Source organism: Streptomyces sp. NPDC096152 (genome assembly GCF_044763235.1).
Lineage (GTDB): Bacteria > Actinomycetota > Actinomycetes > Streptomycetales > Streptomycetaceae > Streptomyces.
The window spans coordinates 821,064-835,516 of the sequence record NZ_JBIWFW010000002.1 but is presented as its reverse complement, the minus strand read 5'-3'; the positions used below and the strand labels follow the sequence as shown (position 1 = coordinate 835,516).

Sequence of the window (14,453 nt, the reverse complement as noted above, 5' to 3'; positions counted from 1 at the left end):
TGTGAAAGGGGTGAGGGTCGGTCAGAGGACTTTGGAGAGGAAGGCGCGGGTTCGCTCGTGCTGCGGGTCGTCCAGGACGGCCGTGGGCGGGCCCTGCTCCACGACGACTCCGCTGTCCATGAACGCCACGGTGTCGGCGACCTCGCGGGCGAAGCCGATCTCGTGGGTCACGACGATCATGGTGGTTCCGGTGCGGGCCAGGTCCTTGATGACGTCGAGGACTTCGCCGACCAGTTCCGGGTCGAGGGCCGAGGTGGGCTCGTCGAAGAGCAGCACCTTGGGTTCGAGGGCGAGGGCGCGGGCGATGGCCACGCGCTGCTGCTGGCCGCCGGAGAGCTGCCGGGGGTAGGCGACGGCCTTGTCGGCGAGGCCGACCCGGTCGAGGAGCCGGCGGGCCGTCTCCTCCGCTGCCTTGCGCGGGCGGCGCAGTGCGGAGACGGGGGCCTCGATCAGGTTCTCCAGCACGGTCAGATGGGGGAAGAGGTTGAAGTTCTGGAAGACGAACCCGATGTGGGTGCGCTGCTTCAGAACCTCCTTCTCCTTCAGCTCGTGCAGCTTGCTCCCGGAGCGGCGGTAGCCGATGAGTTCGCCGTCGATGCTGATCCAGCCGCGGTTGACCTTCTCCAGGTGATTGATGGTGCGCAGCAGCGTGGACTTCCCTGAGCCGGACGGGCCGAGGATCACGGTGACCTCGCCGGCGCGGACCTGGAGGTCGACGCCGCGCAGCACCTCCAGCGGGCCGAAGCTCTTGTGGACGCCGTGGACGTCCACCATCACGTCGTCGACCGTCGGCGTCGTTTCCTTGACGGCCACCGTCACGTCGCTCATCGGCTGTCTCCCAAGGGCTTCAGGGGTATGACGGGCTGGTTGCGCTGGGCGGCGGCCGTGCGCAGGGTGCGGAGGAAGCGGCGGGCGCGCTGGAGCGGGGTGGGCGGCGGGGTGCGGTTGGCGCCCCGGGCGTAGCGGCGCTCCACGTAGTACTGCGCGACCGACAGCAGGGAGGTGAGGACCACGTACCAGGCGGTGGCGACCAGCAGCAGCGGGATCACCCGGCCGTTGCGGCCGTAGATCACCTGTACCTGGTAGAACAGCTCGCCGATGGACATCACGTAGACCACCGAGGTGCCCTTGAGCAGGCCGATGATCTCGTTGCCTGCAGTGGGCAGGATGGCGCGCATGGCCTGCGGCAGCACGATCCGGCGGATCTGCCGCAGCCGGGGAATGCCCAGTGCGGCGGCGGCCTCCAGCTGTCCGTGGTCGACGGCGATGACACCGCCACGGACGATCTCGGCGGCGTAGGCGGCCTGGTGCAGCGTCAGCCCGATGATGGCGGCGCCCATGGTGCCGATGATGCTGTTGCTGTCGACGGACCAGAACACCGGGCCGAAGGGGATGCCGAAGCCCAGCCTCTCGTACAGCGCGCTCAGGTTGAACCAGAACACCAGCTGGACGATCATCGGGATGGACCGGAAGATCCAGATGTAGGTCCAGGCGACGGTCTGCAGCACCGGGCTGTGCGACAGCCGCATGAAGGCCAGGACGGTGCCCAGGAGGAAGCCCAGCACGGTGGCGTACACGGTGAGCTGAAGGGTCACCCACACCGCCTGCACGATCGTCTCGGACAGCACGTAGTCGCTGAAGACACCCCACTCCCAGACCGGGTTGGTGGCCAGCCCGTGCACGAACTGGGCGACCAGCACGATCACGGCGACGGCCGCCAGCCAGCGGGCGTGGTGGCGGGCGGGGACGACCTTGAGGGAGGCCGGATCGTCCGGGGCGGGCGGGGCCCCGGGGCCGGTGCCCGGGGTGGCCGCGCCGGGCGGCGCGGTGTCGGTGGTGGATGCCATCGTGGTGTTCCTGCTCAACTCTCAGGTGTGCTCGGGCGGGTTGATCCGCGACGTGTCGATCGCGGAGGCGGAGGTGCCCCACTTCTTGAGGATCCGGGCGTACGTGCCGTCCTTGATCAGCTCGTTGACGGCGGCCTGGAAGGCCCTGGTGAGTGGGGAGCCCTTCTTGAAGGCGAAGCCGACGTCGAGGCGGTGGAACTCGCCGAGGAAGGTGGTCTGGGAGGCGGGCTGGGCCGCCTGGTAGCGCAGGCCGTTGATGGTCGACATGATCACGTCGATACGGGCCTGCTGGAGTGCGGTGAGGGTCGCCGCGTTCTCCGAGTAGACCTTCACGTCGTACGGCTTCTTGCCCGCCTTGGCGCACACGCCCTTCTGCGCGGTGAGGGTCGCTTCGAAGGTGGTGCCGGCTCCCGTGCCGATGGTCAGCCCGCACAGCTGGGTGAGCTCGGTGACCTTCTTGCCGAGGGCGGTGTTGCCCGTCTTCACCGCGAGGCCCTGGCCGTCGTTGATGTAGGTGACGAAGTCGATGGTCTTCAAGCGTTCGGTGGTGACGCCGAAGTTGCCGGTCCCGAAGTCGTACTTGCCGCTGCCCAGGGCGGGCAGGATCGTCTCGAAGGAGGCGTCCTGCCGCTCCAGCTTCACGCCGAGGACCTTGGCCACCGCGTCGGCGAGGTCGATGTCCTGGCCGGCGGGTGGCTTGTCCTGCCCGTTCGGGTAGTACGCCCCGGGCGGGAACCCGATCGAACTGCCGACGCGGAGCGTGCCCGCTTTGCGGATGTCGGCGGGCAGCAGGGCGGTGACGGAGTCCACCTTGCGTACGGCGGCGACCGGGTCGTCGGTCGGCGCGGGAGATGCCTGAGCGCCCGCCGGTGTGGTGCCGGAGGTGTCGCCGGCGCCACACGCGGTCAGCGCCGCTACGGGCAGCAGCGCGATGATCGCGGCGATGCGCAGGCGGGTTCTGATCGGGCGAAGGTTCACAGGCCGGCTGCCTTTCCCGTGGGTGCTGTGCGTGCTTCGGCCGGCAGATGCTTCTCGAAGGGCAGCGGGCCGATGGTTTCCGGGTCGGCCTCGGTGTCGAACAGCGGTGTGTAGCCGGTGGCCAGGTACAGGCCGCGGGCCTCGGGCTGGCGTGGCCCGGTGGTCAGGTAGATCCGCCGGTAGCCGCGTGTGCCCGCCTCGCTTTCCAGCTCGGCGATGACACGGCGGGCGAGGCCACGCCGCCGGTGGGCGGAGTGGGTCCAGATCCGCTTCAGTTCGGCGGTGGTCGCGTCGTACCGCCGGAAGGCGCCGCCTGCGACGGGCTCGCCGCGCTCCAGCAGCAGGAGCAGCAGGCCGCCGTACGGTTCGGTGAACTCCTCGTCGGGGTAGCGGGAGATCTCGGCGTGGGCGTCCTTGCCGTAGCGCGTGGAGTACTCGTGGCCGAGTTCGCGCAGCAGGGGCCTCACGCGCGGGTCGGAGACACGGACATGAAGCACCGTCACATTTACCGCTGACGACAACGGTTGGGCTACGGAGGTCATTCGCCCACCGCCGCAAGGGATTGCGTCCCGCGTGCCGCCCGCTCGGCATCGCGCTTGGCGACCTCCTCGCGGACGATCGGGATCACATACCGGCCGAAGTCGATGGCGTCGCCCAGCAGGTCGTAGCCGCGTGCGGAGAGGATGTCGACGCCGAGGTCGTAGTAGTCGAGGAGTGCCTGGGCCACGGTCTCGGGCGTGCCGACCAGGGCGTTGGAGTTACCCGCGCCGCCGGTCGCTGCGGCGGTCGGCGTCCACAGGGCCCGGTCGTAGCGCTCCCCCGCCTCGGCGATGGCGATCAGCCGCTGCGAGCCGGCGTTCTGCGGCTGCGCGTGCCCGTTGTGGCGCTTGGTGATCGCCTCGCCCCTCTCCTTGCGCGCCTTGATCGCGCCGACCGTGCGGTGGGCCTTCTCCCAGGCCAGCTCCTCGGTCGGGCCGATGATCGGGCGGAACGCCACCTGGATGCGCGGCACGTCGGTGCGGCCCGCGGCCTTCGCGGCGGCCTTCACGTTCTCGATCTGCTCGGCGGTCTTCGCGAGGGGCTCGCCCCACAGGCAGTAGATGTCGGCCTCGGCGCCTCCGGCGGCGTACGCGGCAGGGGACGAGCCGCCGAACGAGACATTCGGGCGGGGCTGTTGGACGGGGAAGACGTCGCTGACGAAGTCGTGGAAACGGTAGTGCTCGCCCTCGTGGTCGAAGGGCTCGTGGGTGGTCCAGATCTTCTTGACGATCCGGATGTATTCACGGGTGCGGGCGTAGCGCTCGTCCTTGGTGAGAGTGTCGCCCTCGCGGCCCTGTTCGTGGTCGTTGCCGCCGGTGATGAAGTGCACGGTCAGCCGGCCCTCGCTGATCCGGTCGAGGGTGGCGAAGGTCTTGGCGGCGAAGGTGGGGTAGGAGACGTTGGGCCGGTGGGCGAGGAGGATCTGCAGGCGCTCCAGCCTGCTCGCGATGTACGCGGCGGCCGGTGCGGGGTCCGGCGCCCCGGAGCCGTAGGCGAACAGCACCCGGTCCCAGCCGTGGTCCTCGTGGGCCCGGGCGAGCCGGAGCGTGTACTCCTTGTCGAACGCGGCGCCGGAGCGCGGCGTGGTTTCGGAGCCGTCGTTGGTGGCGGCGATGCCGAGGAACTCCACGGGCATGGGAGATGGCCTTTCAGGGTGCGGCGACACGCAGGCATGGCGGAATCGCCTTGCGTGCAGGAATGAGCGCACAGACCGTCAGGCAGACGGGTCGGTGCAGTCGTGACGACGTCGAGCGTCGGGAGAAGCAGAGCTGCGGCAGCGCGCGTGAGGAGAGAACTCGGCCCGCAACGGGGTCACCGAGGGAGGGAAGGGCCGGTCAGACGGCCCGCTGCCGAGTCAGGCGCAACACGCGGCGGACCACACCCGACCGAAGTCGATGTGATCGCGCGAGACCAAGCGCTGCTGGGCATTCATGCGACTAATTGAGCAGTACATCGTGGCGCTCGTCAAGCAGCGCCCGGATGCCGGACCGCCTGGACCGGCCCTGCCCAGGACGCTGTTGACACATCGATGCCCTGGGCACATACGATCGACAGCGGATCGGCCGCCCTGCGCGGCAGCCTCTCCGGCCGCGTTGAGGGACGCGGCGAATGTGACGACGCCGAGCCCGGCCGCACCGAACGCACGCAGCGCCTGTGCCGTTGCGCTCCCTGCGAGTGCCACCGGGTGGTCACCCACGCCTGCGATCCCCTCCCCCGGAGAACCTCTCGATGGTCACGCCTTCCGAAGTCACGCCAGCCCCTGCGACGAAACCCCCGAAACGGTCGAGCGCGCCTGGCCCCGACGTGCCGCGCATCGTGCCGCGCCGGCACCTCGGCCGCTGGGCGACCGCTGCCGCCGCGCTGCTGCTGTTCGCGATGGTGCTCAACTCCGTCGTCCGCAACGACGCCTTCCAATGGAGCGTGGTGGGCCGGTACTTCACCACCACCGCCGTGCTCGACGGACTGCTGCTCTCCCTGTGGCTGACCGCCGTGGTGATGGTGCTCGGCTTCCTGCTCGGCACCGTGCTCGCGGTGATGCGGCTGTCGGCCAACCCTGTGCTGCGCACGCTGAGTTGGGGCTATGTGTGGATCTTCCGGTCCACGCCTCTGCTGGTGCAGCTGCTGTTCTGGTTCAACATCGGCGCCCTGTATCCGACGCTCGGCCTCGGCATCCCGTTCGGCCCGCGGTTCCTCACCGTCAAGACGGTCAACCTCCTCGGCCCCACCCTGACCGCCGTCATCGGTCTGACCCTGCACGAGACCGCGTACGCCGCCGAGGTGGTGCGCGGCGGCATCCTCTCCGTGGACTCCGGGCAGACCGAGGCCGCACAGGCACTCGGGCTGAGCAGACGCCGCACCCTGCGCCGGATCGTGGTGCCGCAGGCGATGCGCTCGATCGTGCCCACGGCCGGGAACATGCTGATCGGCACCCTGAAGGGCACCAGCATCGTCAGCGTGCTGGCCGTGCACGACCTGCTGTACTCGGTGCAGCTGATCTACAACCAGACCTACCAGGTCATCCCGCTGCTGATGGTCGCCACGCTGTGGTACATCGCGGTCACCACGGTGCTCAGCGCGGGCCAGTTCTACGTCGAGCGGTACTACGCGCGCGGCAACTCCCGCGCCCTGCCGCCGACACCACTGCAACGGCTGCGCGGCCACCTGACCGCCCTGCGCCACCGGCTGAGCGCGGCCACGGCCACCGACGCCCGCCCGGCGATCGGCGGTGACCGGTGAACAGCGCCCCTTCCCCGACCGCCCTGGTCGTCGTCGGCGCTGGGCCGCGCGCCACGGGCCTGCTGGAGCGGATCGCCGCCAACGCACCCGAACTGTGGGACGACGTACGGGAGTTGCGCATCCACCTGGTGGACCCGCATCAGCCCGGCCCGGGACGCATCTGGCGCCACGAGCAGTCGGCGCTGCTGCGAATGAACTCCATGGCCGAGGACGTCACCATGTTCACCGACGAGTCCTCCACGATCGACGGCCCGGTACAGCCGGGCCCCTCGCTCGCCGAGTGGGCCGCCCAGTTCTCCGGCAGGGGCCCACACCACGCCCCGTACGCCGAACCCGCCGACCCGGACGTGCTCGCCGAACTGCGCACGCTCGACGGGTCCGACTTCCCCACCCGCCGCGCCCAGAGCGCCTACCTGGACTGGGTGTTCCGCAGGACGCTGGCCCAGCTGCCGCCCACCGTCACGGTCGAGTGGCACCCCACCACCGCGACCGCCGTCGCCGGCCCCCCGGACGGCCCGCAGCAGGTGCACCTCGCGGACCGTGCCACTCCGCTCACCGCCGACCTGGTGATCCTCGCCCAGGGACACCTCGGCTCCACTCCCGCCGCCGAGCACCGGGACCACGCCGCCTTCGCCCGCCGGCACGGCCGCTTCCACCTCCCGCCGGAGTTCTCCGCCGACGCCGACCTGTCCGCACTGCGACCCGGCGAGCACGTCATCCTGCGCGGCTTCGGGCTGGCCTTCATCGACCTGATGGCGCTGCTCACCGAGGGCCGCGGCGGCAGTTACCGCACCGAGGCCGACGGCACCCTCACCTACCTCCCGTCCGGCCGCGAGCCCGTCCTGCACGTCGGATCGCGGCGCGGAGTGCCGTACCACTCCAAGACGCGCTACCGCCTCCAGGGCCCCCGGCCTCCGCTGCCGCGCCACTTCGGCCCCGAGACGGTCGACGGGCTGCTCGCCCAGGGCCGCCCGCTGGACCTGCGGCGCGATGTGTGGCCGCTGATGGCCAAGGAGATCGGCTTCGGCCACTACCACGAGCTGTTCCACGCCCACCCGGAGCGCACCGCCCTCCCTTGGCCGGACTTCGTCGCCGCCTACGACCGCCTGGGCTGGCACGACGACGAGATGGCCGCCCTGGTTGCCGCGGCCGTACCCGACCCGGCGGACAGGCTCGACTTCGAAGCCCTGGACCACCCGCTGGACGGCCTCGCCTTCCCCACACCGGACGCCTTCCAGGACCACCTGCGCGACCACATCGCTCAGGACGTCACCCGCCGCGAGAACCCGGAGTGCAGCGCCGACCTCGGCGCGTTCCTCGCCCTGCTCTCGGTCTACGGGCAACTGCCCCGCCTCGTCGCCTCCGGCCGGCTCACCGCCCGCTCGGTCGCCGACGACCTCGACGGCTGGTGGCACGGCTTCTTCAGCTACCTCGCCTCCGGCCCACCCGGCTTCCGCCTGCGCCAACTCCTCGCGCTGTCCCGGGCCGGCATCGCCCACTTCCTGGGGGCGGGTATCCGCATCGCCACCGACGAGACGAGCGGCACCTTCACCGCGACCAGCCCCACCGTGTCCGGCCACACCACCCACGCCACGGCCCTGATCGAGGCGTACCTGCCGGGCCCCTCCCCGGCCCACACCGAGGACCCACTCCTGCGGGGCCTGTACCGGGAAGGCGCACTCGCCGAGGAGGTCATCGCCGACCCCACCCATACCCACCGCTCCGGCCTGCTCGCCGTCTCCCCCACGGACGGCCACGTCCTCGACCCGTCCCTCGACAGCCCCCACCCCCGCCGCATCGCCCTGGGCGCCCCCACCAACAGCCGGGCCGTCGCCGCCTTCGCCCGCCCCCGCACCAACGCGCCGGCCTTCCGCCAGAACGACGCCGTCGCCCGCGCGCTCCTGCGTGCCCTGAGCGCCACCGAGGCTGAGACGGCTACGTCTCCGGTGGACGGCCGACCTCTCAGAGTGTGAGACCTTTCCTACTTTTCCTATGGAATTACTAGGGAAACCTTGACGGCGTCCGCCGAGGGTGCACAGGATGGTGAACATGTCCCGTAAGCAGCAACGACTCGTTCGTCGTCGGCATGTCGACTTTGGTCACGTCGTCAGTGCCGCCTGCTGCCGCGCGTAAGGCACACGGCTCGCACCTTCGCCCGCGCCGCTCCGCTTCCCCCCTTCCCCGGCGATCCGGCGAATTCACCCACTGCGCCTGATGGCCCGACACACTTCTGAGGGACAACCGCCATGACCACGGCACTTCCGGCCCAGGCCACCCCACACGATCCGCTCCTCTCCGACACGCCCCGTCTTCGCCTGGTGGGCGATTCCGCTCGGAGAGACACCCAGGGACGCACTTCCGCGCCGCTCGTCGGCTACCTCGTGCTCGTCCCCGAGGGCACCGATCCCACCGAGCTCTTCGCCAAGGACAGGCCGCGGCCGGAGATCCGACCGGTCGCCGCCGCAGGCTCGGCCCCTGTCCGGCGGACGGCAGACGACGTCGTCCGCATCGATCCGGCGCGGCATGTCGCCGAGGTCGACGGACGTGAACTCGACCTCACCTACCTGGAGTTCGAGCTGCTGGCGCATCTCGTTCAGCATCCCCACCACGTGCAGACGCGTGATCGGCTGGTGGCCGCCGTCTGGGGCTACGACCACATCGGCGACGGCCGCACCGTGGATGTCCACATCGCCCGCCTGCGCCGCAAGCTGGGCGAAGCTCACCGGCACCGCATCGTCACCGTCCGGCGCGTGGGCTACAAGTACGTGCCCGGCCAGCAGGAGAGCTCCAACGCCGCGCTCTGCGGCCAACCTTGAGGAGATCACTTCCATGGGCCCTGCCTCCGCGCCCTCCCGCCCCGCCTCGCTGTTCGACCGGACCGGGCCCGGCCATGCGCACTGGCTGCGCGTGGCCCGCGAGGCGGCGGACGACTTGGCCACGGACGCGGTGGCCAGGGAGCAGGCGGGCAAGGCCCCGGTCGAAGAGGTGTCCCGGCTGCGCGAGGCGGGACTGCTGACGCTCCTGACGCCGGCCGAGTCCCAGGCAGGCGGCGCCCACTGGCCCACGGCCTACGCCGTCGTCCGGGAGATCGCCGCGGCCGACGGCGCGATCGGTCAGCTGCTCGGCTGTCACTACTTCCTTTCGTGGAGCGCCCGGTTCTTCGCCGGGCCCGCACTCGCCGCGCAGACAGAAGAGCGGTCCGCAGCCGAACAGTGGTGCTGGGGCGGCGGATTCGCGCGTCAGGAGCCGCCTCTGATGCTGGCCAGGACCTCCAAGGGACTGGTGCTCAACGGTCGGCAGAGCTACACCACCGGGGTCCTGGTCGCCGATCGTCTCGCCGTGCGCGCCGTGCGGGAGGACACGGGTGAACCGCTCGCCGTCGTGGTGGATCCCGCCCGTCGCGGTGTGGTGATCGACGGCGATGCCGACACCTTCGGCCAGCGGCTCGCGGCCGGCGGCAGCGTGGAGTTCGACGACGTACCGGTGCGTGCCGACGACGTGCTCGGCTCCCTGTCCGCGGACGAGGACCTGCTGTCGCCCCGGGCCGCCCTGGCATCTCCGGTCGGGCGTCTCTTCCCCGCCCAACTCCTTCTCGGCATGGCCGAGGGAGTGCTCGCCGAGGCCCGGGAGTACAGCAGGGCGGGCCACGCACCCTGGCACCCCGCCTGGCCGGCCGGTACCCCGCACGACCCGCAGGTTCAGACCGCCTACGGAGAACTCACCGTCCTCACCCGCTCAGCGTCGGCACTCACCGAGCAAGCACTGGACGCCGTGCGGGGCGGTCTTGAGCGCGGCGAAGACCTCACCTACGACGAGTGTGCGGACATCTCCGCCCTCGTGGCGATGGCCGAAAGCGCCGCGGCCCGGGCAGCGCAGGAGTCCACCACCCGCGCCCTCGACATCATCGGCGCCCGGTCCACCTCCGCGCGGCTGGGCTTCGACCGGTTCTGGCGCAATGCCAGGACCCACACCTTGTACGAGCCCGTCGCCCACCGGCTCCGCGATGTCGGGGAGTACTTCCTCAACGGCGCCCACCCTCCGTTCGTCCTGCCCGCCTGATCGGCGAGCGGGGACGTTCGGGGAGACCGATTCCGGAGATCGAATCCGCAGTCCCGCCCATGCCTGGGCCGACCGGTCTGCTGCCAGGATCCCTCTCCACCGGGATGCCCAGCGACCCTGCGGGCCGGCAGCGGGACCACGGCGGCGATACTGGCCGGACGTTCGAATCGGCGGGCTGCGCGGCGTGGTCAGCGGGGCTGGCCGGTCTGTCCGTCGGCCTGCTCATAGCGGTGGTGACCGCGCCGGTGGGGGTGCCGGGTGCGGTGTTCCTGCTTCCCGTGCAGTTGAGCGTCCTCGGGGTGCCCAGCCCGGCGGTCACGCCCCACCAATCTGCTGTTCAACGTGGTGGCCGGGCCCAGCGCCCTGCTGCGCCACCACCGCGAGGGCCTGCTGTACGGTCCGCTGACGCGGCGCCTGGTGACCGGCACGCTGCCCGGGGCGGTCCTCGGCGCCGTCATACGGGTCTTCGCCGTCCCGGGGGCCACCGCCTTCCGCCTTCTGGTCGCCGCTCTGCTGATGCCACTGGGCCTGTGGCTCATCGGGCGCACCCTCCGGCCCGCCCGGCCGGCCCGGGCTGCGAACCCTCACCCCGGGCCATCACCGGAATGGCCCTGGTCGTCGCCGGTCGTCGGCGGGATCTACGGGATCGGCGGCGGATCCATCCTCGGCCCCATACTGGTCGGCCGGGGTATGCCCGTCGCCCGCGTGGCACCGGCCGCCCTCGCCTCCACGTTCACCCCCTCCGTGACCGGGGCCGCGGCGTTCGCGCTGCTGTCCCTGACGGGCTCCGGTGACATCGCCCCTGACTGGTACCTCGGTCTGGCCTGCGGCCTCGGCGGACTGATCGGCGGCCGCCTCGGGGCACACCTGCAACCTCGGCTGCCCGAAACGGCACTGCGTCTCCTGCTCGGCGCCGTGGCCACCGCCCTCGGTGCCCTCTACGCCGTGCAATCTCTGCGCTGACGGCGGTGGCGGCACAAACGGCAGTCACCACGACCCCGCCTGTCCGGAGAATTGTGAACGCCGCGCTTCATTGGCATGTCGGACTGTTGAGAACATATGGCGCATACGCAAGCGACATTGACCTGGCTGGATTTCGCTGCAACTCTCGTGACTGTGAGCAAGTCCGAGACCCTCGCCGCGCGCCTGCACGTCGATCTGCGACGTCAGGCCAGCGCCATCTGTGCCGCCGGTCGCCGCACTCACTGACACGCACAGCTCCCCTTCGCTCCATTTCACAGTCGGCTTCTACGCAAGCCGCTGCTTTTTTCAACAGACGTCGGCCCTCGTCGTAGCCATTCCTGGTGAGGCCTCTTCTCCGCCGTTCGACGTCTGCCCTTTCCTTTCCCCGTTTCCCGAACAGGAACCTGCCATGGCCACGACGGCATCGACCCGACGTCACTTCCTCACCCTGCTCGGTCTCTCGGCGGTGTCGGTGAGCTGCGGCACGACCGCGTCCGGAACACCGTCCGCCAAGGACCAGACCAAGACGCTGAGATACCAGGGCTGGGCCGGTCAGGTCACGTTGCCCGAACTGGCCGAGGATCTCGGCTATCTGGAGGACGTGAAGCTGAAGTGGGTCGGCAACACGATCAGCGGACCGCAGGACATCCAGTCCGCGGCCACGGGTCAGGTCGACTTCGGCGGCGCGTTCAACGGCGCGGTCGTCAAGCTGGCCGCCAACAACGCTCCCATCAAGGCCGTCATCAGTTACTACGGCGCCGACAAGTACGCCTACAACGGCTTCTACGTCCTCAAGGACAGCCCGCTCCGCTCGGCCCGGGACCTGATCGGCAAGAAGGTCGGGATGAACACCCTCGGAGCCCACTCCGAGGCCATGCTCGACATCTACCTTCAGCGAGGCGGTCTGTCCCAGGCCGACATCGACAAGGTCGAGCCGCTCGTTGTGCCCCCGGTCAACACCGAGCAGTCCCTGCGCCAGAAGCAGATCGACGTGGCCGTACTCGGCGGCATCCTGCGCGACAAGGCACTGGAGACCGGCGGTATCCGCCCACTGTTCACGGACTACCAACTGCTCGGCGCGTTCAGCGCCGGCACGTACGTGATGACGGACCGCTTCCTGAAGCAGAACCCCGACACGGCCCGGACGTTCGTCACCGCCGTGGGGCGGGCCATCGAGTGGTCCCGTTCCACTCCGCACGACGAGGTCGTCGACCGGATGACGGAGATCGTGAAGAAGCGCGGCCGCAACGAGGACACCGCACCGCTGAAGTTCTGGCGGTCCTACGGCGTCGCGGAGACGGCGGGCCGGATCACCGGCAAGGAACTCCAGTTGTGGGTCGACTGGCTGGCCGAGCGGGGCGACATCAAGAAGGGCCAGGTCTCGCTGTCGGACCTCTACACCAATGAGTTCAACGACTACAAGAAGTCCTCCTCCGCCGCGAAGAGCGGGAGCTGATCCCATGCCGGAAGCCACCACGCAGTCCACGACGCCCAGGATCGTGTTCGAGGATGTACGGAAGGAATTCACCGTCAAGGACCGCACGGGGGATCGGCAGGCCGGCCGGTTCACCGCCCTCGACGGTATCGACCTGGAGATAGCGGACGGCGAGTTCGTCGTCCTGGTCGGTCCCAGCGGCTGCGGAAAGTCGACGCTGCTGGACCTGCTCGGCGGCCTCGCCCAGCCCACCGGCGGCCGGATCCTGCTGGACGGCGAACCCGTCACGGGGCCCGGACTGGACCGCGGCATCGTGTTCCAGCAGTACGCGCTGCTGCCGTGGCGCACGGCGCAGGGCAACGTCGAGTTCGGCCTGGAAGCCACCGGCGTCCCACGGCGCCGACGTGCCGCACGCGCCCGGGAGTTCCTGGACCTGGTCGGCCTGACCGGGTTCGAGGACCGCCATCCGCACGAGCTGTCGGGCGGAATGCGGCAGCGGGTGGCGATCGCCCGCAGCCTCGCCTACGACCCCGATGTGCTGCTGATGGACGAGCCGTTCGCCGCGCTGGACGCCCAGACCCGGGAGTCGCTCCAGGACGAACTGCTGCGCATCTGGCAGCGCACCGGCAAGACCGTCGTCTTCATCACCCACGGCATCGACGAGGCCGTCTACCTGGGACAGCGCGTCGCCGTCATGACATCGAGGCCCGGCCGGATCAAGCAGATCGTGCCGGTCGCCCTCGGCTCCCGTACGGCGACGGACGACCTCCGCTCCAGCCCCGAGTTCGCACGGCACCGCCACGAGATCTGGTCGCTCCTGCACGACGAGGTGGCCAGGGCCCAGCAGTTGGAGAAGGAGGAGGCCTCCGTATGAGCTCCACGACCGGCACGACCGCCGAGAAGGCCGACGCGACCCTCGCGACTACCACGACCGACGCGGCGAACACGACAGAAACCGTCCAGGCACCCTCCCCCACCAAGTCCGCCGAGTCCGCCACGTCCCCTGAGGCCGGCACATCGACCGCGGCCGCGCCCGGCACCTCATCACCCCCGGACGCACGCCGGGTTCCCTCCGTCACGGTCCGTGTCCGACGGACGGCGCTGCGGACGGTCCGCCGACTGCCGTACCTGCTGCTGAAGGGGGCGACCAAGTCCGCGGCCATCGTGGCCCTGCTCCTGCTGTGGGAGACCGCGCCACGAGCCGGTCTGGTGGACCGGACCTTCCTGCCGCCGTTCAGCGAGGTCGCCGACGCCTGGTGGGGGCTCGCCTCGGACGGTCAGCTCGCCGACAACGCGCGTGCCAGCCTGGCGCGTTCGTTCAGCGGATTCGGTATCGCCGTAGCCGTCGCCGTACCGCTCGGGCTGCTGATCGGCTGGTACCGGCCGGTCGCCGACCTCCTCGGACCGTTGCTGGAGGTGTTCCGCAACACCGCGGCGCTGGCCCTGCTGCCGGTGTTCGTCCTGCTGTTGGGCATCGGCGAGACCTCGAAGATCTCCATCGTGGTGTACGCGTGCACCTGGCCGATCCTGCTCAACACCATCAGCGCGGTCCGCCATGTCGATCCGACCCTGCTGAAGCTGGCGAAGTCGATGGACCTGTCCGCACCCCGCCTGTTCCAGAAGGTCATCCTGCCAGCCTCGGTACCGGTGATGTTCACCGGCATCCGGCTGGCCGGAGCGGTGTCGATCCTGGTGCTGGTCGCCGCCGAGATGATCGGTGCCAAGGCGGGCCTCGGCTATCTGATCAACGCCTCGCAGTACAACTTCGCCATCCCGCAGATGTACGCGGGCATCATCACGATCTCCGCCATCGGCGTGGTCTTCAACCAGTTCCTGGTGACCGTCGAGCGACGGCTCAGCTCCTGGCGTGTACCCGCGGGCGGCTGACCCGCCGC

The 14,453-nt window shown here is 70.2% G+C and carries 14 protein-coding genes; 9 read left to right on the top strand and 5 right to left on the bottom strand.

Annotated elements, in window-relative coordinates:
- Nucleotides 1–21: 21 nt before the first annotated feature.
- From ACIQ9G_RS09425 to ACIQ9G_RS09405, 5 genes are read right to left on the bottom strand one after another with little or no spacing between them, the layout of a single operon-like run.
- Entirely contained in the window at nucleotides 22–828 is an 807-nt protein-coding gene (locus tag ACIQ9G_RS09425) for an amino acid ABC transporter ATP-binding protein (protein ID WP_403607703.1), read from the bottom strand.
- On the bottom strand, nucleotides 825–1,847 hold the full coding sequence (locus ACIQ9G_RS09420) for an amino acid ABC transporter permease (protein WP_403607702.1): 1,023 nt from the start codon (nucleotides 1,845–1,847) through the stop codon (nucleotides 825–827). The genes ACIQ9G_RS09425 and ACIQ9G_RS09420 overlap by 4 nt, the downstream gene beginning before the upstream one ends.
- Nucleotides 1,848–1,868: 21 nt before the next feature.
- Nucleotides 1,869–2,825: an ABC transporter substrate-binding protein gene (locus ACIQ9G_RS09415; RefSeq protein WP_403607701.1), complete on the bottom strand. Its 957-nt coding sequence runs from the start codon at nucleotides 2,823–2,825 to the stop codon at nucleotides 1,869–1,871.
- Nucleotides 2,822–3,367, bottom strand: coding sequence for a GNAT family N-acetyltransferase (locus ACIQ9G_RS09410; RefSeq protein ID WP_403607700.1), 546 nt, complete (start codon nucleotides 3,365–3,367; stop codon nucleotides 2,822–2,824). Before ACIQ9G_RS09410 ends, ACIQ9G_RS09415 begins: the two co-directional genes overlap by 4 nt.
- Nucleotides 3,364–4,500 carry an LLM class flavin-dependent oxidoreductase gene (locus ACIQ9G_RS09405; RefSeq protein ID WP_403607699.1) on the bottom strand — a complete coding sequence of 379 codons (1,137 nt, stop codon included), beginning with the start codon at nucleotides 4,498–4,500 and terminating at the stop codon, nucleotides 3,364–3,366. The genes ACIQ9G_RS09410 and ACIQ9G_RS09405 overlap by 4 nt, the downstream gene beginning before the upstream one ends.
- A 593-nt stretch (nucleotides 4,501–5,093) precedes the next feature.
- Between ACIQ9G_RS09405 and ACIQ9G_RS09400 the strand changes: the two genes are divergently transcribed.
- The 9 genes from ACIQ9G_RS09400 (at nucleotide 5,094) to ACIQ9G_RS09360 (ending at nucleotide 14,445) form a co-directional block, all read left to right on the top strand.
- On the top strand, nucleotides 5,094–6,101 hold the full coding sequence (locus tag ACIQ9G_RS09400) for an amino acid ABC transporter permease (RefSeq protein ID WP_403607698.1): 1,008 nt from the start codon (nucleotides 5,094–5,096) through the stop codon (nucleotides 6,099–6,101).
- Complete coding sequence (locus ACIQ9G_RS09395) at nucleotides 6,098–8,074, top strand: FAD/NAD(P)-binding protein (RefSeq protein ID WP_403607697.1); 1,977 nt, start codon at nucleotides 6,098–6,100, stop codon at nucleotides 8,072–8,074. Before ACIQ9G_RS09400 ends, ACIQ9G_RS09395 begins: the two co-directional genes overlap by 4 nt.
- Before the next feature lie 273 nt (nucleotides 8,075–8,347).
- Entirely contained in the window at nucleotides 8,348–8,917 is a 570-nt protein-coding gene (locus ACIQ9G_RS09390; protein ID WP_403607696.1) for a winged helix-turn-helix domain-containing protein, read from the top strand.
- Nucleotides 8,918–8,930: 13 nt separating this feature from the next.
- Nucleotides 8,931–10,160 carry an acyl-CoA dehydrogenase family protein gene (locus ACIQ9G_RS09385; RefSeq protein WP_403607695.1) on the top strand — a complete coding sequence of 410 codons (1,230 nt, stop codon included), beginning with the start codon at nucleotides 8,931–8,933 and terminating at the stop codon, nucleotides 10,158–10,160.
- 342 nt (nucleotides 10,161–10,502) lie between these two features.
- The gene (locus ACIQ9G_RS09380) at nucleotides 10,503–11,123 is read left to right on the top strand and encodes a TSUP family transporter (protein ID WP_403607694.1); all 621 of its coding nucleotides are present in this window, start codon (nucleotides 10,503–10,505) and stop codon (nucleotides 11,121–11,123) included.
- A 96-nt stretch (nucleotides 11,124–11,219) separates the two neighbouring features.
- Nucleotides 11,220–11,369 (top strand): putative leader peptide, encoded by a 150-nt coding sequence (locus ACIQ9G_RS09375; protein ID WP_403607693.1) that lies wholly within the window; start codon nucleotides 11,220–11,222, stop codon nucleotides 11,367–11,369.
- A gap of 163 nt (nucleotides 11,370–11,532) precedes the next feature.
- Nucleotides 11,533–12,579 carry an ABC transporter substrate-binding protein gene (locus ACIQ9G_RS09370; RefSeq protein WP_403607692.1) on the top strand — a complete coding sequence of 349 codons (1,047 nt, stop codon included), beginning with the start codon at nucleotides 11,533–11,535 and terminating at the stop codon, nucleotides 12,577–12,579.
- A gap of 4 nt (nucleotides 12,580–12,583) precedes the next feature.
- On the top strand, nucleotides 12,584–13,432 hold the full coding sequence (locus tag ACIQ9G_RS09365; RefSeq protein WP_403607691.1) for an ABC transporter ATP-binding protein: 849 nt from the start codon (nucleotides 12,584–12,586) through the stop codon (nucleotides 13,430–13,432).
- Complete coding sequence (locus ACIQ9G_RS09360; RefSeq protein ID WP_403607690.1) at nucleotides 13,429–14,445, top strand: ABC transporter permease; 1,017 nt, start codon at nucleotides 13,429–13,431, stop codon at nucleotides 14,443–14,445. Before ACIQ9G_RS09365 ends, ACIQ9G_RS09360 begins: the two co-directional genes overlap by 4 nt.
- The last annotated feature ends 8 nt before the right edge of the window (nucleotides 14,446–14,453 follow it).

Coding starts and splice junctions, on each gene's coding strand:
- ACIQ9G_RS09425 (WP_403607703.1), bottom strand. CDS start 828: ATGAGCGACGTGACGGTGGCCGTCAAGGAAACGACGCCGACGGTCGAC.
- ACIQ9G_RS09420 (WP_403607702.1), bottom strand. CDS start 1,847: ATGGCATCCACCACCGACACCGCGCCGCCCGGCGCGGCCACCCCGGGC.
- ACIQ9G_RS09410 (WP_403607700.1), bottom strand. CDS start 3,367: ATGACCTCCGTAGCCCAACCGTTGTCGTCAGCGGTAAATGTGACGGTG.
- ACIQ9G_RS09405 (WP_403607699.1), bottom strand. CDS start 4,500: ATGCCCGTGGAGTTCCTCGGCATCGCCGCCACCAACGACGGCTCCGAA.
- ACIQ9G_RS09400 (WP_403607698.1), top strand. CDS start 5,094: ATGGTCACGCCTTCCGAAGTCACGCCAGCCCCTGCGACGAAACCCCCG.
- ACIQ9G_RS09390 (WP_403607696.1), top strand. CDS start 8,348: ATGACCACGGCACTTCCGGCCCAGGCCACCCCACACGATCCGCTCCTC.
- ACIQ9G_RS09385 (WP_403607695.1), top strand. CDS start 8,931: ATGGGCCCTGCCTCCGCGCCCTCCCGCCCCGCCTCGCTGTTCGACCGG.
- ACIQ9G_RS09375 (WP_403607693.1), top strand. CDS start 11,220: ATGGCGCATACGCAAGCGACATTGACCTGGCTGGATTTCGCTGCAACT.
- ACIQ9G_RS09370 (WP_403607692.1), top strand. CDS start 11,533: ATGGCCACGACGGCATCGACCCGACGTCACTTCCTCACCCTGCTCGGT.
- ACIQ9G_RS09365 (WP_403607691.1), top strand. CDS start 12,584: ATGCCGGAAGCCACCACGCAGTCCACGACGCCCAGGATCGTGTTCGAG.
- ACIQ9G_RS09360 (WP_403607690.1), top strand. CDS start 13,429: ATGAGCTCCACGACCGGCACGACCGCCGAGAAGGCCGACGCGACCCTC.